The following is a 17,734-nucleotide window of genomic DNA, read 5'->3' on the forward strand; positions in this document are numbered from 1 at the left end:
GCACCCGAAGTTAGACTTAGGAATTGGGACCAAACTGTGGCACCCCCATGACTTACGTATGACTCTGGGCGACAAAGGCGCGAGTATAGCGGCTTTGTTGCTCAAACGAAGAAGATCAGAAGGGTGATTTGCGCGTTTTTTGGCAGAGAATCAGGGTGAGATCGAAATTGCGCGTTAGCGGAAACGCCCGGAATCACTTCAGTGATTCTATCGGCTCTTTCCCCTTTGGCGGGTGCTATGCATCTGCCTTTTGCGTTCCGGCCCATGACAGGTTGTCACTCAGCTGTGCCAGCACGTTCAAAACGGCTTCCGAAGCGTTCGGCGTGTCTTCGAATTGCATCAGTGTCAGCAAGTCAGATGCATTTTCGAACTCACCCACAATCCAGTCGGCCGAGGCATCGATGTTCTTTCCGGGTTCCAGTTTCATGGTGAACTCGTCGACCATTTCCTGACACACGCGCAACAGTTCAGTTGCCTCAAGTTCGGGCTCTTCGCGCAATTGAGCCTGAAGGTCGCGCAGCTCGGCCTTCCATTCTTCAAGAACGGGGTTTTCCAAAGGAGCGTCATCTGTCGATGTGTTCGGCGTTGGCGCAGGCTTTGCTTCTTCCGGCTCAGACACAACTGTATCCGAGCCGCCCAAAGCGGCAAGCGCGGGGGTCAGCGTTTCATCCAGATCCTTACGGGCTTTCTCGATATCCCGCGTTTTGCGTGTGGCGGCGAGGTCCAGAATCCGTTTCGCCAGATCTTCACCCCCGCAGGATGCCCACAGCTCGTAATCCGGCTCGGGCTCTTGCTCCATCGCTTTCACAGCGACAGGGGTGCCAATTGGGACAACCGCTTGAAACAGGTCTTTGCTGTCACGTTCAAGTTGGGGAAGCAGACGGGGAAGCGTTTCGGCAACCACTGGCAAATCCGAATGCGTCACAGCCAGCAGGCTGTTTTCCTGCAGCTCCTTCGAAACATGCGACCATAGGAACCGTTCCGTTTCGCGCCATGCATTGGTGCCGTTGGTACACCAGATCGCGCAATCAACGAATTTCAGCAGCTCCAGCGTTTGCTTATAGCTCTCATCCAACGCGCCCGATCCCGGCAGATCAAAAAGAACCATTTCTTGCAGGGCTTCCGCAGGCAACCCGATCGAGATGAAGTCAGGCTCGAACCCGGCGGCTTTTTCAAGATCGATCCCGGCAAAAGTCTGTGGCGAATTTGCCCACCAGCCGACTGTGGTTTCCAAATCAGCTGCGTATTGCACGATGACCAAAGGAAGTTTCAGATGCTGTGGGCCAGTTGGCAAGATATCGGTGCCTGCCAGCATGTTTGCCAAGCTGGATTTTCCGGCCCCAAACTCACCCGCAAACCCAATGGTTACGGCACTTGTCAATTGGTCTAGATGGCTTTGCGCCTGCGACCGCATAGCATCCAGCGGGCCAGATTTCGGCGCAGCCTCAGTTTGGTTCAGAAAAGCTTCCAACTGCTGAATGACAGTATCTGCTTCTGGGAAATTGATCACTTTGCCGCCTCGAGTCGCTGTTCAGGTTCGCTCCCCTCTTGGAACAACTCTTCCAGCTCATTTGCAACCCTCTTGGCGTTTTCCAGTGCGTCATGCGCATCAGGACGAGAGATCTCGGACGCGAAATCCATTTCCTCGAACCGAACGCCAAGAAGGGCAAGGTGGTGATCAATGACCGACTCCAAGCGCTGTTTCAGATCGGACTGGAAGCTTGTCGCCAAGTCTTCTGAGATGCTTTGAAATTCGCGCGTGATTAGGTTCTCGGCACGGGCAACAACGGATTTTTGTTTCAGAAGGCGTGCCAGCCACGACACCCGCAGTTCAATCGTGATCCCGCGCGTCAGGGCGCTTGTGTCGGGCCGATACCAACGCAAGGCGCTGGCATCCACATTCAGCTCGCTGTCCCAATGCCCATCGTTGAGGTCCTGAAGCGCCGTGTTAGATTGCAAGTCGAGCACGTAAAGTTCGTTCAACATGCTTTGCCGTTGGTCATGTGCTGCGTCCAGAAGCTGTTCACGCATGGCTTGACGCAACGGTCCAAACTCAAGTTCCGTCGCACCACCCGCACTCAGCAGCGGTGATTTTCCATTTGGCCCCTGAACCACTTCACGCACCAATGTCTGAACCGTTTCCCTTAGCTGTTCACGCAGCTTATCGACACACTGGTCAGCTTCTGCCGCCAATTTGTCCTGAGTTTCCAGAACCATCCTTGTCAACTGGGCAAGTGCACCGCTGTCGGTCTGTTTCGCGATGTGTTCATCAATCGTATCGTTATCAACGATTTTCAGATGGACACGGCGGCGTTCCAGCTCGTTTGTGGCAAAGTTTCGAAGTTGCTTTGCTGCAATCAAAAGGCGTTCTACGCGCGGACCCTCGGACACTTCACGCACAACATGGCTGCGCAGATCAGGAAGGCCCGATGCAATCATTGCAGCAAGGCGCAATGCGCTTTCGGATGCCCCTTCCTTCTGAGATTTCTTAAGCCGCTCGATCCCCTCAAGGAAGCGTTTCATTTTCCGGGGGTGCGCTTTGAGCCAAGCCAGAATTTGGTCGTGATCAATGCCGGTCTTGTCGCCGGTCAACGCATAATGCGCCCACTGCGCGCTGCCCATAATCACGGTCAGTTTGGCGCTGTCCAAGGTGCGTTCAAGCCCCGCGCGAACTTCGGCATGCACGTTTGCAGCGTCTTTGACCCCACGGTTCAGCTCGTCCACGCGGTTCACGAAGACAACCATCTGTCCTAGCTCAAGCGCCTGCATCAGCCGCAGAAGTTTCAGGTCAGCTTGCGATAATGCCTGATGCGCTGACAGAACCACCACAAAGAAATCGGCATTACGCAGATGTTGGTGCGAGATCTCTTCGCGGATCAAAAGCGGATCGTTGATGCCGGGCGTGTCGGTAACCGTCAGTGGAAAGGGAAACAGGCCCTGTTCAAAGAACACTTCTGCTTTCCGCGTCAGATCGCTGTAGTAGGGGGCCGCGTTTTCATCCGACTGCGCGGCTTCATCCTCCGGGTCTGCGCCTGCGCTGACATAACGGGCGAGGTCGTCTTGTGTCAGATCCTCGAAATCATGCGCCGTGCCCAGAAGTTCTTCATATTGCGAACCAAGGCGCTTTTGGGCGCGGGTCTTCATCGCCTCGATCTGTTCTTCGATGATCTGCCGCTTATAGTCGTCTTCGACATCCGGCAGCATGTCACGGATCTCATCCCCTTCGGTCAAAAGCGCCCGCCATTGCGCGTTGTCGAAGAAGTGAAAAAGACCACCTGACACACGTCCAGATGGGTGCCCGAAATGCATATCCGTCACGACGGTGGTCCAGGGGTTTACATCAGACGGCAGGAAATCTGCTTGGCCGGTAAAGCCATTGATCAGCCGGGATTTCCCGGCTTTGATCTGTCCAACAAAGGCGATGCCGGGTTTCAGCGATTGAAGGTCGGACAGGATTCGCGCAATGAACGGCTGCGTTTCTTCGCGTGCCGTTTCCGCCATTCTTTCGGCGACCCGAATTAAATCCTGTCGACGGACCTCATCCATTAATTGGCTTCCACCCCTAACTTAAAGAAACTCCATCCCCGTGCATCGCGCGTAAAAATGCGAGACGCTGAAGTATTCAGCTAAAATTTTACTTTGCAGTCAATGATTTCCACATTTGAACAACCGCACCAAGCCTTCGTGTGTGATGAACAACCATCGCCGTTGCATCAATATCACGGCAAATTGTCAAACTTGGCGTCTCTTCTCGACATGACCGCAGGATCACTAACTGAGGTGATGCTTCTTGGCCGCCATTTTCAGCATCCCAAGTTGCGAGATCATCCATCAACTGCCCAACTGCATCCAAATTTTGCGTCAGAACACCATCAGGTCCCGCGACTGCGGTGTCATCATGGCCAATCAGAATTCGTTGATCGGTAATTTTCTTGGCTTCAGAATGGAAGCTTGCCGCCAGTCCACACGCCTCGTTTAAGACAGCAGGTTTATCTAATGCTGTGTCAGCGTCAGGCGCTGCCTCGTCATGGAACAGCTCCATCACATCAAAGGCGCCTTCGATCTCAGAAGTTGGAATGCCAGTCGCGGCAACTTCGTCCGTGTTGTCGGGCGGGGTGCTGTGTAATTTCAAGCCTGTCCCCGAACAAATCATCGCCAGTATTTGCGCGACATGTTCCGCCGTAGTTTCGGGCGTGTTGGATTGCACGCCGTCCATAGCCGTGTCCGACATGGACGCAACACGGCCATTGTTTACAGAAAGCGTTACGGCATCTTCTTCATCATTGCTGATTTGGATCATGCGGGGAAGGATGGTGGCGTGGACAATCTCGATGGCAGCCAAGCATCGCGCCTCGGTTGATGTGTGGTTTAGGTGAATGCTTTGATCACCCCGTGCAACGGTGTTGTCCACGATGTCAGTGAGCCGAGAAAGAATATCGCTCTGTTCCATCACCATACCCATCCGCAATTAAACCGAAGCCGAAATAGCGTTCAGATTTGCCGCAGATTTAGCCAGCGCCAACCCAACATTTGTATCACCGTCAGAAACGAAACAGATCAGGTGGTCCGGCTGATCCTCTCGTCTGAGAAGCACGTAAAGCCGCCCGCCCGAATAGATCGCGATTTCACCAAACCCAGTACTCGAAGCGTCTTTGTCGTCGGACAACAACTCTTCGAATGTGCGCACACCTTGTCCCAAAATCAGATTGGCGACAGATGTCGACAGGGTTTCAAGCGCATCCATGCTGTCCTGATCCTGCCCCTGAAGCCCCAAAAGGAATCCGGTCTGCATATCGATATAGCCCGCCGCCAAACAATTCGGGACGGACTGCATTGCGGCCAGAAGAGTTTCATCAAGCGAGAGCGCCCCACCTGTCGGAGTGCCTTTGTGAAGCGCCTGCATCACAGAACGTGCCAGACTGTATCGGCCTCTGCGGTTTCTTCACCAAGGGCCTGAAGCCCATCTTGCGATTGGCGGGCGTGATGCTCGCGAGCCTTATCGTCAAAGGATTTCAGGAAGGCTTGAAATTCATCCATCAGATCTGACGTGTCGCTGATGCTGCCAAGGGATGCGAGGTGTTCAGCCCATGCGTCAGCAGCGCTCAGAGGCGCAGTCTCAGGCAAACTGTACAAAGCTTGTCTAGCGGGCTTCCCGATGGGTTCAACCACTGCGCTTTCATCTGCAGTTTCTTTCTGCTCGATTTCGGCTTCTTCCGAGATTGCGGTGTCGTCTTCTTCAGAGACCAGCCCACTGATGGACGCGATCAGGGCATCAGAATCTTGTTCCGGCTCTTCTGCCGTATCTTCGCTCGTGGGTTCTGACGCAGCCATGGGGGCCTCGTCTGCGTCCGGATGCTCCTCTTCCGGCGCGTCCTCTGCGGTGACTTCAAGATCATCAGTGATGTCTTCCAGATCAGGGGTTTCGGCAACCTCGACCTCATCCACTTCGGGCTCGTCCGAGACCTCAAAGACGGACTTTAGATCCTGTTCATCACTGTTGTCCTGCCCATCGGTGTGCACCTGCGCGCGTAGTTTGCTTGCCTCTTCGGCATCAATCCGTTCACGCGGTTCTCTGTCATCGCGGCGACTGACATCGCGGCGCGGACGCGCAGGGCGGATGCGGATCACGTTGGTATCGTCTTCGGGCTTCTCATCATCCGCAACGGATAGGACCGGAGGGCTCCAAACGCGGGAAGATGCCTCATCACCGCCAAGCTGCAAAGCGTCTGAACTTGTTTCCAGACTTGTTTCGTCTTTCGTATAGCGCGACCGCATGCCCGCGCGCGCTTCCATAATGTCCGCAGTAATGGCCAGGAAATTGTCCACCAGCTTGTCGCCGCCGCTGCTGGCCCAAAGATCCGCATGCTCAGGCTTATCTCGCGCCGTGATCGCATCGCGGGCGGAGATCATGATGGCTTTGCGGAACAGATCACCTGCTTCGCGATCAATGCGGCGCAATACTTTGGCCTGATCGTTTTGGTTCAGCGCGTCCGAACGCGTCACCAGCAATATTGAGTTCTGACGAAGCCGCTCGGGCAGAGAAACCCAGGTCGCACGTTCCGTTTCGCGCCATGCTTGGGTCGAGTGGGTACACCACAAAACACCATTGGCCTGACCTACGGCGCGTCGCCACACATCGGTCGAGATCTTGGGATCCGAAATGCCCGGCGTGTCGATCAGGTCAACCGCTTCCAGAATGTCAGCCTCAAGATAGACGCGGACGAAATGTGCGCCCTGAACCCCAATATCTCCGATCTGGTCCAGCTCGATAGGTTCGCGGCTTCCGTCCAGCATTTGCACATAGGCAGGTTTGTTGCCCCATGAAAACCAAATGGGCGGCAACTGTGTCGCCGTGACCTGCGTGGGCAGTGTGTTGTTTTTCAAAAGGAAATTCAGAAGTGTCGACTTGCCCGCGCTGAATTCACCCATCAAGGCAAAAACAGGTTTGCGATGTGACCAGCGCTTCAGGCGTGTCCACTGATCAGCTGTGACGGTGCGTGGTGAAGTGTTTTCAGTCATGCGAGCTACGCTGCCTCGGTTCCCAGATCTTTCAGGATGTCACCCAAAAGTTCGTCTGGTGATTTGGTAGGTTGCAGGCCTGCCGCTTTGATGGCTTCGTCGTCCATCTTCGCTTGCGCAGACTTTGAAATCCCCAATAGGGTTTCCTGCTGTTCCACCATGAATTCAGCCAAAGCTGCGCGGACATTTTCAAGGACCGCTGCGATCTGGTTTTCTTCGATGTCTTTGGTGATCGAGCTTGCTTCGGATGCAACCAACCGCGTGTAATCAGCCGCATAGCTTGCGATGCCTTTTCGGCGCTGCCACCAACGACGCCACCATGTGCTTTGCAAATCCAACGCAATCGTCCGACCAATGGCCAAAGGGGGCGGAACGTTCGGGACGATTGGGGGTTCGATAGTGAACTCGCCCAGATTCTGACCCAGAAGCTTGCGATAAACAGTTTCAATGTCGTGTGCTGCGGATTGATAAAGCGCGCCAACTTCTTTGCGCATGGACCGCGCAAAGTTGAAATACGCGGATTTTTGAAGCGCGCGGAAGCCGGCAGGGTCATACTGCCACGTGCCATCTTCGCCGTTCTTTTCCAAATGCTCGATCAACGACGCCGTTGCGCGTTTGATGAAGTTCTCTTCCGTACGTGCCAGACGCTGCATAACAGTGTCCCGCAGCGACGCAGTCAGCTCGGCTACGCGAGTTTCATAATCTGCGGCGACGGTTTTGATCGCGTCTTCTGGTGTCTTGCCGTCAAGGTCATAGACCATGGTGCCTGTGTCGGTCAGCGTCTTCGCGACCGAGGTTGCACGGATCTGGCTGGCCATGTTGCGCGCGCGGTTGCGAACACGGTTGCACAGGCGGGCACCTGCGCCTTCGGCGATCCGCTCGTTCATTGCAAGCAGCAGATCCGGAAGGCCAGACAGGGCCCAGATTTTCTCAAGCGAAACGTCTTCCGTATCGAAGCCGGCAGCGACGTAAAGCTTGTTCAGGGATTTTGCGGCGTCCTCGGACAGAAGATCAGAATTACCAGTCAGGGCCGCCTCGGCCCACATGGCGCTTCCGAAGATCACGCTGGCATCGGTGCCGATGCTGCTTTGCTTCAGCATCTCATTCACACGATCGCGGATTTCGGGAACTTCAGTAACTGGGTCGTGCAGCTCATCAATGCGGTTGATGAACAGAATGATCTGACGGTTCTCGAATTGCGAGATCATGCGCATCAGCGCAAGATCCATGGTGGTTAGTGCTTGGCTTGCAGCCATGACAACCACACAGACCTCGGACCCGCGTAGGCTGCGCAATGTAATCTGCTCGCGCACCATGAAGGTATCGTTCACGCCAGGGGTGTCGCTTAGGTTCAACGAGATCGGGTATTCGGGAATGTCCAAATATAGCTCGGCGGTTTTGGTCACATCTGCGAAGCGGCCGCTTTCCGCGCTGATATTCGGATCATCTTCGTCGCCCATGCAGACATAGCGCTGCACCAGATCGTCGTCGAAATAGTCATACGAGTGGCTCTGGCCCATGATCAGGTCGAAATGCTTGCCTAGCCGTTCTTCGGACCGGGCCTTCATTGTTTCGACCTGACGGCGGATGTCGTCCATTTCGTCATCCGCCCCAGCACGATTGGCCAGTTCACCTAGACGTCCGCCCCCGGCTGTCAGGTTCTGCCACTCGTCATGATCGAAGAAAGTGAATTTTGCTTTGGTATCGCCAGGCGTGCGCGTGTTGACGTGCAACGTTGTGGCGACGGATGTCCATGGGTTCACGTCCGAAGGCAACAGCCCCGGACGCCCCGCTAAAACGTTCACAAGCGAGGATTTCCCCGCTTTGACCTGCCCAACGAAAGTTACGTTGGCGGTGAACTCCTCCATCCGCGTGGTCAGTTTGGCCAATCGGGCCGAACTGCGCGCATCCGCGATGGCAGTCAGTTGATCAATTGTCGCGTTCAAGCTGCTGAATGCATCATTCAACGGCTCAAGCGCCTCATTGCCCGTGGCAAGGAGATGGACATTGCGGGTCACGACTTAGCCCTCCGTGCCGTTCAGGGCGTCAATTAGAATGGTTTCACCGAAGACACGACCTGCGGGCAATCTCGAAGGTGCATCGATAAGCTCGATCAGTTCGATGACGTCACGGATCAGCTTTGTCTCGGGCAATGTTCGCTCAACAAGGGCTTCCGGCACATCTGCGAAAACACTCACGCATTGAAAGCGATCCCCGCTTTCAAGTTTTGCGATCTGTTCGCCATTCGGAAAGCCATCGGCTTTGTTTTCTGGAAGCTGCATGTTGGCGTTCGCCAGCATGTAATGCTCGTCGTCCTGTGTCATCAGCGAGATGCCAAACCCGATTCCGGGATAGGCCGCGCTAAGATATTGCAAGCGGTCGCTTAATTCCCGTCTTAAGACAAAAACGGCATGTTTCTGAATATCTACAATGTTGGATACAGCGTTCACGGTTGGGGCCTTTGGTTTAGGTAGAGTGGGATACCAGACAGGCCTCTGAAAAAAGAGAGGACAGGAACTCATAAACACAACACTTAACGAGCTTGACCCAGAACCGGGCGGTAATTAGACCCAATTGAGGGTTCTTGGTGTCTCAAATGAGGCAGAAATGAGGCGCCCCAAAATTTGCTTACATTTCCATTGTTAAGAGAAATTAAGAATTTGCAATATGTCCAAAGAATCTGAGCCTAAATCCGCATTTGTCAGTATTGGATCCCATATTCTGATCGATTCCACATTGGGTCATGTGATTCTTTCTTCAGAATCCGAATCGTATTCGGATGCATTAGGTGTCCGGAATATATAGATATAATTCGTGTCAATTACGCAGGTCGTCAAAGTTGGCAGTTTTCGTAACTCGATCAGGATCAAAGCAATAACGATGCACTGCGAACGAATTCACAGCAAAATTGCGTCACGAAATGTGATTGATGCGGGTTGGTCACTGAAAGAAATTACAACTTAATAGTGTAATCTTTTAGTCGAATTGATCTGTGACAAATTGGGTTATCCAGACCTCGGATAGGTGTCGCAAGACACCACCACTCGAGGCCTTCCTGATGACCAAAACTATCCACCTACTGGCTGCCTTCCTACTGGCCCCCATACACTCCTATGCCGACGGTGATCCCTTGCGCGGCGAAAAACTCTACAACCGCTGCTCTTCCTGCCACGCCATCATAAGCCCGGAAGGTGAGGTGTTGATGAAAGGCGGGATTACCGGGCCAAACCTTTATGGCGTCATCGGACGACAGGCCGGGACCGAAGGCGATTATCGGAATGGGAGCGAGCGTTTGCCGATTGGTATGTTCACAGACGACATGATCCGCGCGGGCGAACAGGGTCTGGTTTGGACATCCGAAAACCTGATCGAATACGCCAAAGACCCAATAGGTTTCATTCGCGTTTTTCTGAATGATCCCAAAGCGCGTCCGAACATGTCGGTCAAACTGCGAAAGGGCGCGGATGATATCGTAGCCTTTATCGCGACGTACTCGGAGTAAAAGCGCATGGAAGCATCCATGCGTCCAAAACAACAAAAGGCCCCGCGAGGGACCTTTGTATTTGGTCGGGCTGAGAGGATTCGAACCTCCGACCCCCTGCTCCCGAAGCAGGTGCGCTACCAGGCTGCGCTACAGCCCGACCGTGGCGGGTGACCTATACCTCACAGGGTCAATTTGCAAGCGCCTTTTGCCGCATGAGAAGCAAGCCGTTACGCTTGAGAAGCACATCGTATTGCGACAAACTGGGCTGGAACTGAGCTGGGGCAAAAGCGTGCAGATCTACTATGCCATCGGTGGCATCGGAATGTTTCTGGTCGGGATGGAGATCCTGACAAATGCCCTACGTGATGCGGCAGGATCCAACCTGCGTCGATTGCTTGCTCAATTTACCACCACCCCGTTGCGAGGCGTCATCACCGGGGCGCTGGGCACAGCCGTGATCCAATCCTCCAGTGCGACGACCGTGTTGACAGTTGGGTTTGTTGGGGCGGGGTTGCTGACCATGGTTCAGGCGCTGGGAATTATCTACGGCGCCAATATCGGCACAACTGCGACCGGCTGGTTGGTGTCGCTTGTTGGGTTCAAGCTTGATCTGGAAATCGCGGCAATGGCGCTTCTTTTACCGGCGAGCCTTCTGGACCTTTTGGGCAATGGCATGTGGAAGCGCATTGGGCGTGGGTTTGCAGGGCTTTGTCTTTTGATCATCGGGCTTGAGCTGATGCAGACCGGCCTTGGGGGTTTCAAAGATACGGTCACACCGGACATCCTTCCGGGCACTGGTATCAGCGGCTTGCTGTTCCTGGTTGGGGTCGGGTTGGTCATGACGATTGTTATGCAATCCTCCAGCGCAGCCATGGCCTTGGCTTTGGTCCTTCTTCAAGGTGGCGCGATTGAGCTGGTCCAGGCTGCAGCCCTTGTGATCGGGATGAATATCGGCACGACCTTTACGGCCATTCTGGCGTCGGTCGGGGGCTCACTGCCAATGCGCCAAACGGCTATCGCGAACCTGATCTTCAACTGTGTGACCGCCGCATTTGCCTTTCCCCTGCTTCTGCTCATCCTTCCGTTTCTGGGCTGGGTGGCCGAAAGCTTTGATGCGCTGACCGCGCTTTTAGTTTTCCACACCGGATTCAATCTGATTGGTGCAGCGGCGTTCCTGCCGGTGACCAAGAGCTTTGCGGCCATGGTGTCGCAATTGGTGCCTGATAAGGGTGAAGGCAGGCTGATCGCATTGGATCGTAACTTGCTTGCGGATACGGACGCCGCGTTGGTGGCGGCGCAAGGGGCAAGCGACAAGATCGCCTCACGGCTATTCGCGGCCTTGGGGCGCGCGATGCAGGTTGACCCCGACTACCGCGGCATATCCGCTTTGGTTCCGTATCAAGAAGCATTGGCCGAACTGTCCGAGTTCCTGTCCCATATCCATCCCGAGCGGGACAATCCGGTTGAAGAAGAGACCTATTCCGCGCTGTTGCATCAGACCGACCACATGTCACGGCTGATCAATCGCGCAAGCCAGACCACCCATATCGACGAACTGCTTGAGGATCGCGTTCTGCGTCGTCCTACGCTGGCTGTTGGTGCGGCTCTTAGGCGATCTACCGATGCCGCGCGTCTTGCACGACTACACGCAATTATTCGGCACAGGAAAGACAAGCACCGCCGTGGGCTTTTGCTGGGCGAACATGCTGGGATCTATGAGTTGCACGAGGTATTTGCGCATACAGATGCGATGAGGTGGCTTGATCGAAGCCTGCATCATGCCGAACGCGTGGCGCATTATCAGTCGGTCGCGCGGCAGGGGTTCCCCTCGGCCCCGGAAAAGGCCGAGGGGGAAAGTTCTTAAAGGCTCGCGTCCAGTGCAGCAATTACTGCGTCGCCCATTTCTGAGGTCGATACTGGTTTCACGCCTGCATCGTTCAGAAGGTCGCCGGTACGCACACCGTCTGCCAATACCTTCTCAACTGCAGTTTCCAGACGGTCGGCTTCTGCGCCCATGTCAAAGCTGTAACGCAGGGCCATCGCGAAGCTCAGGATACAAGCGCAGGGGTTGGCTTTGCCTTCGCCAGCGATATCCGGGGCGGATCCGTGGACGGGTTCGTACATTGCTTTCGGGCGTCCGTTCTCCATCGGCGCACCCAGCGAGGCCGAGGGCAACATGCCCAGCGAGCCGGTAAGCATGGCGGCACAATCCGACAGGATGTCGCCGAACAGGTTGTCGGTATAGATCACGTCAAACTGCTTGGGCGCGCGGACCAGCTGCATGGCACCGTTGTCGGCATACATGTGGCTCAGCTCGACCTCTGGATAGTCTTTCGACACCTCGGTGACCACGTCGCGCCACAGAATGCCCGATTCCATCACATTGGCTTTTTCCATCGAGCACAGACGCTTGTCGCGCTTCATCGCCAGTTCGAAAGCAGCACGTGCGCCGCGTTCAATCTCGGCTTCGGTGTAGCGCTGGGTGTTCACGCCCACGCGCTGGCCGTCGACTTCGGAAATGCCGCGCGGCTCGCCGAAGTAAACGCCCGAGGTCAGCTCGCGCACAATCATGATGTCCAGACCCGACACGATATCTTTTTTCAGGGACGAGAAGTCGGCTAAGGCGTCAAAGCACTGTGCCGGGCGCAGGTTGGCAAACAGGTCCATTTCCTTGCGCAGGCGCAAGAGGCCGCGCTCGGGCTTCACCGAAAAGTCCAGATCGTCATACTGCGGACCACCAACGGCACCCAACAAAACGGCATCAACTTCTTGGGCTTTCGCCATGGTTTCGTCGGCCAGCGGCACGCCATGTTTGTCATAGGCAGCACCACCCACCAGATCCTCGCTCACGTCAAAGTTCACGCCACGCTTGTCACCGATCCAGTCGATTACTTTGCGCACTTCGGCCATCACTTCCTGGCCGATACCGTCACCGGGCAGAATTAGCAGAGAGGGGTTCGTCATGGGGGCATTCCTTGCACTGAATTCGTCGCAGATGGGCCTAGCCTGCTGGGCGCTCAGGGTCAAGAAAACAACGGCCTAAAAGTCGATATCGACCCAGACGAGCCGGTGGCGGGATGCGGTTTCCACAGTTTGTGCGAAAGGGTCGTCTGGCGTGGGCCAGATCACCCCGCTGTCGGTTACCTGCAATCGGGCATCTGGCAGGACGTAGCTGACCCGCAGATTGCCCGGTTTTCCATCGGGCCAGTCGACCGTATCAAACGCCGGGTTGGCCTGATGGTTTTGATCTGCAGCAACCATCCCCCCGGCGCTTTGCGGGGTTGGGTCTTGTAGTTTCGGGTGGGTTAGAAGCTCGCTGATCGCCTTGTGCCGCCCATCGCCATCCACCGGGTCTAGATTGGCATTGCCTGCGATGATCACCGGGGCCACCGGGGCAGGAACTGATAGAACGCCATCCAGATATTTTGCCCAGAACGTAACCTCGTCATGATTGCGGCGGCCGTTACGGTCTGCGGGCCCATCAAAAACAGGCGTGTTGGCGTGGAAGGTTAGCAGATGGAACGCAGGCGCGTTTTCAGGTCGCAGTTCGACATCCCAATGTGCCACGCTGCTTAGTCGCAGAACTGTCAGCGAGTCCGGTGCGGGCAGTTGATCTTCTTCGGGCTTGGGCAAAAGCGGGTTGGGTATGTCTTTCCACAATTGGTCCGAGAAGTTGCGCACTTGGCCGATTGGAACACGGGACAGCACCGCCATGCCGCCTTGCCCGGTGTATTTTCCGAAGCTTTGCGCATCCCCGGGCTCGGCAAGTCGTCCGTCGCCATCAAGGTCATAACCTGTGTCGATCCCGGTGTTTGGGGCGGCAGCAAAGCTGTGCGGCATAGGATAGCCGATTTGATCCAGTTGGGCCTGAAATGCCGCCAACGCGTGCCCTTGAAGATCATAGTCAAACCCCTGAAGCGCTAAGACATCAGGTTGCGCGTGGAAAATCACCTTTGCCAGCGCAACGATTTGTGGATCCTCTTTCAAGATGTCGCGCAAAAGAAGCCCCGGCCCCTTTTTGCGCAGGTCAGCGTGATATGTCGCTATACGTAAACTGTCGGACGCAGCCATGCCGGGCAAAAGTATCAACCACAACGCCAGAAAGGGTCGTATCATGCGGTTACAAGTTGTCCATTGCGGGCAGGCGTGCCATTGCGCTTGCGTTCGTCGCTGATCATCACAGCAATGCGCTGCATGGCGATCCCACGCATGAACAAGCTCGCGGGCAGAAAGGCCCAAGCAGTGACGGTCCAGATCATCGTTTGAAGCTCGATGACTTCGAACGTGTCGAAAAGGGCAGCGGTTTCTAAGACTAAGAACGGTGTCAGGAAGGGCAATAGGAACCCAAGCGCAATGTTCCAGCGAGCGTCGCGTTTCAAACGGCGCACGATGTCGCCCCCGCTGGTTGGGTCAAACGTGGGTAGGTTTACCCAGACATTGAAACTGGATTGACGATAGAAAGGCCAGTTGGTCAGGCGAAGTGCGATCAGAAATATCGCAACGGACACAAGAGAAATCAGATAGCTCATCCCCGCAAAGGCCCGTAGCTGCACAAGATCTGCAAACGGAGCGTCGGGCGGGAGGAGAGATACCACCGCACGAACGGGGCTATAGGGGAAATCAATCGCTTGCCCAACAAGAATGCCAATCGCGGTCAGAAACTCGACCGGGAGCGATGGATCGATTGGCGAGCGGGCGATAATGGAAAGGCACAGTATTGACGCAAACAGCGACAAGAAACGGATGCGGTTAAAGGGACGAGCGTCTCGGAATTCGACAATGCTGGGATAGGTGGATGCGTATTCGAACGTGGTCAGCGCCGCACCCGCAAGGGCAAGAATAGCTACAATTTGACCACCCTCTTGGCTTACTCCTGGAACCAGGATTGAGGGTGTCGCAATCAACATCACTATGAGACAAGCACGCACAATGGCGCCTATCAGTCGTTTTACCAATGCCTCTTCCTCCGCTATACGGACGGTGCGATTCATGCCGCATCCTTGTTCCGTCGCTTGCCCCTTTGGGGTTCAAGCCAGGGTGGTTGAGCTTGATACTGCGCGGGATCAGTTGATTTCGCAAGTTTTGCACGCATTTGGTGTCCAGATTGTGTTCAGACAGCAAAAAATGATGCTGGATTGCACCAAATGAGCAGCAAAAAGGGGCCAGAAATGCCAACTGACCCCTAATCTTTAGTATGTTTTTGTCTCAGACCCAAGGGCGAGCGGCAGAGGCCTTGGCCTCAAATGCATCGATTGATGCTTTCTTCTCCATTGTCAGACCGATGTCATCCAAACCTTCGAGCAGGCAGTGTTTCTTGAATGCATCGACTTCGAACGCCATGGTTTCGCCATCCGAAGTTGTGATTTCCTGCGCTTCCAGATCCACGGTCATGCGGGCGTTTGCGCCTTTCTCTGCATCGGCCATCAGCGTGTCGACTTGCTCTTGCGGTAGGACGATCGGCAGGATGCCGTTCTTGAAGCAGTTGTTAAAGAAAATGTCGGCGAAGCTGGTCGAAACCACGCATTTGATTCCAAAATCAGCAATCGCCCATGGCGCGTGTTCGCGCGACGAGCCACAGCCGAAGTTGTCGCCGGCGATTAGGATTTCTGCGTCGCGATACTGCGGTTTGTTCAGCACGAAATCTTCGATTTCAGTGCCGTCGCGGTTGTAGCGCATCTCATCAAACAGGTTCTTGCCAAAACCTGTGCGTTGGATCGACTTCAGGAACACTTTCGGAATGATCATGTCCGTGTCGATGTTTACCAGCGGCATAGGGGCCGCGATGCCTTGGAGTTTTTCAAACTTTTCCATTTTCGGTCTCCTGCGTCGCCTCATCGGGCGCGCTTTGAATTTCTGTCGCGTCTTGCGGGGGCACATTGTCCCCGCCTTCTGTCAGAGTATCGCGCATCATTTGGCACGCTTTATTCGCCAGTCGCTCGGTGACCGAGCGTGGATCGGCGCTGTTTGGGCTGATCGCCCGCATAGCACCGGCTGCCGAATTCAGAACGGGCGAGATGATGCCCGAGGCTTTCATTTCCGCCATCATCGCTTCGGCAGTTGCGCCGGTCACGTTCAGACGGGACATCAGATCAGCGACGCCTAAGGATGCGCGGGTGCGGGCGTGAAAGACCGCCAGACCGTATTGATACCGGTTGTAACCAACAGCCGCCGTAGGGGCAGCCGCTAATACACGGGCCGGGATCAGGGGCGCCGTTGCGGCAGCCCCAAGCATCGTCAGGAAATTTCGTCGCTTGATCGTCATGAAAACCTCTTCACTCTTTGCTTACATCAGCTCCCGAACATCGGTCAGCTTGCCGGTCAGCGCGGCTGCAGCGGCCATGGCGGGCGACACAAGGTGGGTGCGGCCTTTATAGCCCTGACGACCCTCGAAGTTACGGTTCGAGGTCGAGGCGCAGCGTTCGTTCTCGGACAGCTGGTCGGGGTTCATGGCAAGGCACATGGAACATCCTGCCAGACGCCACTCGAAACCAGCATCCTTGAAGATATCGGCCAAGCCTTCTTCTTCCGCCTGTGCGCGGACCAGACCCGAACCGGGGACGACCATGGCGCGCATGCCGTCTTTGATCTTCTTGCCTTTGACCACTTCGGCCACGGCGCGCAGGTCTTCGATACGGCCGTTGGTGCAGGAGCCGATAAAGACCGTGTCGATCTCGATATCGGTCAGTTTCTGGCCCGGGGTTAGACCCATATAGTCGATCGAACGCGCTGCCGCATCGACCTTGCCGCCTTCGAAATCCGAAGGGCTGGGCACAACGCCAGAGATCGGCAGAACATCCTCGGGCGAAGTGCCCCAGGTGACAACCGGCTCGATCTCTTCGCCTTTCAGTGTGACGACCTTGTCGAAATGCGCGCCTTCGTCGGTGAAGAGCGTCTTCCAGTATTCCAAAGCCTGCTCGAACTGGCCACCTTTCGGGGCGTGCGGGCGGCCTTTGACGTATTCAAAGGTGGTCTCGTCGGGCGCAATCAGGCCAGCGCGCGCGCCGCCTTCGATGGCCATGTTGCAGACGGTCATGCGACCTTCCATCGACAGATCGCGGATCGCTTCGCCGCAGTATTCGATGACATAGCCGGTGCCACCGCCGGTGCCGGTCTCGCCGATCACGGCCAACGTGATGTCTTTAGCGGTCACGCCCGGCTTCAGCTTACCGGTGATTTCCACCTTCATGTTCTTGGACTTCTTCTGGATCAGCGTTTGCGTCGCCAGTACGTGCTCCACTTCCGAAGTGCCGATCCCGTGGGCCAGCGCGCCGAACGCACCGTGGGTCGCGGTGTGGCTGTCGCCACAAACAACAGTCATGCCGGGCAGGGTCCAGCCCTGTTCCGGGCCAACGATATGCACGATGCCCTGACGGACGTCGTTCATCGGGTAATAGTTGATGCCGAACTCTTTGGCGTTCGTGTCCAGAGCAGCCACCTGAATGCGGCTTTCCTCGGTCATCTGTGCCGGGTCCTCGCGGCCTGCTGTGGTCGGAACGTTGTGATCCGGTACAGCGATGGTTTTGTCCGGCGCGTGTACTTTGCGGCCCGCCATACGCAGGCCTTCAAACGCCTGTGGGCTGGTCACTTCGTGAACCAGGTGGCGGTCGATATAAAGCAAGCAGGTGCCGTCATCAGCTTCATGGGCTACGTGGGCATCCCAGATTTTATCATAGAGTGTCTTCGGGGCGGTCATATCGCTCTCCGTGGATATCGTGTGGATGGTCATAGGGG

Annotated in this window: 15 protein-coding genes and 1 tRNA gene; 2 read left to right on the forward strand and 14 right to left on the reverse strand. The window is 55.6% G+C overall.

What is annotated here, in order from left to right; all coding sequences use genetic code 11:
* Positions 1 to 235: 235 nt before the first annotated feature.
* The 7 genes from MWU55_RS03545 to MWU55_RS03575 all read right to left on the reverse strand — a co-directional run bounded on the left by MWU55_RS03545 (position 236) and on the right by MWU55_RS03575 (position 8,894).
* Entirely contained in the window at positions 236 to 1,510 is a 1,275-nt protein-coding gene (locus MWU55_RS03545; protein ID WP_246934324.1) for a dynamin family protein, read from the reverse strand.
* The gene (locus MWU55_RS03550; RefSeq protein ID WP_246934325.1) at positions 1,507 to 3,501 is read right to left on the reverse strand and encodes a dynamin family protein; all 1,995 of its coding nucleotides are present in this window, start codon (positions 3,499 to 3,501) and stop codon (positions 1,507 to 1,509) included. The genes MWU55_RS03545 and MWU55_RS03550 overlap by 4 nt, the downstream gene beginning before the upstream one ends.
* A gap of 133 nt (positions 3,502 to 3,634) precedes the next feature.
* Positions 3,635 to 4,450 carry a hypothetical protein gene (locus MWU55_RS03555; RefSeq protein WP_246934326.1) on the reverse strand — a complete coding sequence of 272 codons (816 nt, stop codon included), beginning with the start codon at positions 4,448 to 4,450 and terminating at the stop codon, positions 3,635 to 3,637.
* Between the two features lie 18 nt (positions 4,451 to 4,468).
* Positions 4,469 to 4,903, reverse strand: a complete 435-nt coding sequence (locus MWU55_RS03560; RefSeq protein ID WP_246934327.1) for a hypothetical protein — start codon at positions 4,901 to 4,903, stop codon at positions 4,469 to 4,471.
* Positions 4,903 to 6,519 (reverse strand): dynamin family protein, encoded by a 1,617-nt coding sequence (locus MWU55_RS03565; RefSeq protein WP_246934328.1) that lies wholly within the window; start codon positions 6,517 to 6,519, stop codon positions 4,903 to 4,905. Before MWU55_RS03565 ends, MWU55_RS03560 begins: the two co-directional genes overlap by 1 nt.
* A gap of 5 nt (positions 6,520 to 6,524) precedes the next feature.
* The gene (locus MWU55_RS03570) at positions 6,525 to 8,537 is read right to left on the reverse strand and encodes a dynamin family protein (protein WP_246934329.1); all 2,013 of its coding nucleotides are present in this window, start codon (positions 8,535 to 8,537) and stop codon (positions 6,525 to 6,527) included.
* A 3-nt stretch (positions 8,538 to 8,540) separates the two neighbouring features.
* Complete coding sequence (locus MWU55_RS03575; protein ID WP_246934330.1) at positions 8,541 to 8,894, reverse strand: hypothetical protein; 354 nt, start codon at positions 8,892 to 8,894, stop codon at positions 8,541 to 8,543.
* A gap of 683 nt (positions 8,895 to 9,577) precedes the next feature.
* Here MWU55_RS03575 and MWU55_RS03580 point away from each other — a divergent pair.
* Positions 9,578 to 10,021, forward strand: a complete 444-nt coding sequence (locus MWU55_RS03580; RefSeq protein WP_246934331.1) for a cytochrome C — start codon at positions 9,578 to 9,580, stop codon at positions 10,019 to 10,021.
* Between the two features lie 62 nt (positions 10,022 to 10,083).
* Here the strand turns inward: MWU55_RS03580 and MWU55_RS03585 are convergent.
* Positions 10,084 to 10,160: transfer RNA gene (locus tag MWU55_RS03585), tRNA-Pro, on the reverse strand.
* Positions 10,161 to 10,208: 48 nt separating this feature from the next.
* On the opposite strand from MWU55_RS03585, the gene MWU55_RS03590 reads away from it, so the two are divergent.
* Positions 10,209 to 11,867, forward strand: coding sequence for a Na/Pi symporter (locus MWU55_RS03590; protein WP_246934332.1), 1,659 nt, complete (start codon positions 10,209 to 10,211; stop codon positions 11,865 to 11,867).
* Here MWU55_RS03590 and leuB read toward each other — a convergent pair.
* The 6 genes from leuB to leuC all read right to left on the reverse strand — a co-directional run bounded on the left by leuB (position 11,864) and on the right by leuC (position 17,696).
* A complete protein-coding gene (gene leuB / locus MWU55_RS03595) occupies positions 11,864 to 12,967 on the reverse strand; it encodes a 3-isopropylmalate dehydrogenase (RefSeq protein WP_246934333.1) in 1,104 nt (367 codons plus the stop codon). The two genes, MWU55_RS03590 and leuB, sit on opposite strands and share 4 nt — an antisense overlap.
* 75 nt (positions 12,968 to 13,042) lie before the next feature.
* Positions 13,043 to 14,119: an endonuclease/exonuclease/phosphatase family protein gene (locus MWU55_RS03600; RefSeq protein WP_246934334.1), complete on the reverse strand. Its 1,077-nt coding sequence runs from the start codon at positions 14,117 to 14,119 to the stop codon at positions 13,043 to 13,045.
* Complete coding sequence (locus MWU55_RS03605) at positions 14,116 to 14,994, reverse strand: hypothetical protein (RefSeq protein ID WP_246934335.1); 879 nt, start codon at positions 14,992 to 14,994, stop codon at positions 14,116 to 14,118. The genes MWU55_RS03600 and MWU55_RS03605 overlap by 4 nt, the downstream gene beginning before the upstream one ends.
* A gap of 214 nt (positions 14,995 to 15,208) precedes the next feature.
* Positions 15,209 to 15,814: a 3-isopropylmalate dehydratase small subunit gene (gene leuD / locus MWU55_RS03610; protein WP_246934336.1), complete on the reverse strand. Its 606-nt coding sequence runs from the start codon at positions 15,812 to 15,814 to the stop codon at positions 15,209 to 15,211.
* Positions 15,801 to 16,265 carry a hypothetical protein gene (locus MWU55_RS03615; protein WP_246934337.1) on the reverse strand — a complete coding sequence of 155 codons (465 nt, stop codon included), beginning with the start codon at positions 16,263 to 16,265 and terminating at the stop codon, positions 15,801 to 15,803. Before MWU55_RS03615 ends, leuD begins: the two co-directional genes overlap by 14 nt.
* 21 nt (positions 16,266 to 16,286) lie before the next feature.
* On the reverse strand, positions 16,287 to 17,696 hold the full coding sequence (leuC, locus tag MWU55_RS03620; protein WP_246934338.1) for a 3-isopropylmalate dehydratase large subunit: 1,410 nt from the start codon (positions 17,694 to 17,696) through the stop codon (positions 16,287 to 16,289).
* Between the last annotated feature and the right edge of the window lie 38 nt (positions 17,697 to 17,734).

Source organism: Aliiroseovarius sp. F20344 (assembly GCF_023016155.1).
Taxonomy (GTDB): Bacteria; Pseudomonadota; Alphaproteobacteria; order Rhodobacterales; family Rhodobacteraceae; genus Aliiroseovarius.

Excerpts from the sequence above, each read along its gene's own strand:
- MWU55_RS03580 (WP_246934331.1), top strand. The coding sequence starts at position 9,578 with ATGACCAAAACTATCCACCTACTGGCTGCCTTCCTACTGGCCCCCATA.
- MWU55_RS03615 (WP_246934337.1), bottom strand. The coding sequence starts at position 16,265 with ATGACGATCAAGCGACGAAATTTCCTGACGATGCTTGGGGCTGCCGCA.
- MWU55_RS03560 (WP_246934327.1), bottom strand. The coding sequence starts at position 4,903 with ATGCAGGCGCTTCACAAAGGCACTCCGACAGGTGGGGCGCTCTCGCTT.
- MWU55_RS03565 (WP_246934328.1), bottom strand. The coding sequence starts at position 6,519 with ATGACTGAAAACACTTCACCACGCACCGTCACAGCTGATCAGTGGACA.
- leuD (WP_246934336.1), bottom strand. The coding sequence starts at position 15,814 with ATGGAAAAGTTTGAAAAACTCCAAGGCATCGCGGCCCCTATGCCGCTG.
- MWU55_RS03550 (WP_246934325.1), bottom strand. The coding sequence starts at position 3,501 with ATGGCGGAAACGGCACGCGAAGAAACGCAGCCGTTCATTGCGCGAATC.
- leuC (WP_246934338.1), bottom strand. The coding sequence starts at position 17,696 with ATGACCGCCCCGAAGACACTCTATGATAAAATCTGGGATGCCCACGTA.
- MWU55_RS03555 (WP_246934326.1), bottom strand. The coding sequence starts at position 4,450 with ATGGAACAGAGCGATATTCTTTCTCGGCTCACTGACATCGTGGACAAC.
- leuB (WP_246934333.1), bottom strand. The coding sequence starts at position 12,967 with ATGACGAACCCCTCTCTGCTAATTCTGCCCGGTGACGGTATCGGCCAG.
- MWU55_RS03605 (WP_246934335.1), bottom strand. The coding sequence starts at position 14,994 with ATGAATCGCACCGTCCGTATAGCGGAGGAAGAGGCATTGGTAAAACGA.
- MWU55_RS03600 (WP_246934334.1), bottom strand. The coding sequence starts at position 14,119 with ATGATACGACCCTTTCTGGCGTTGTGGTTGATACTTTTGCCCGGCATG.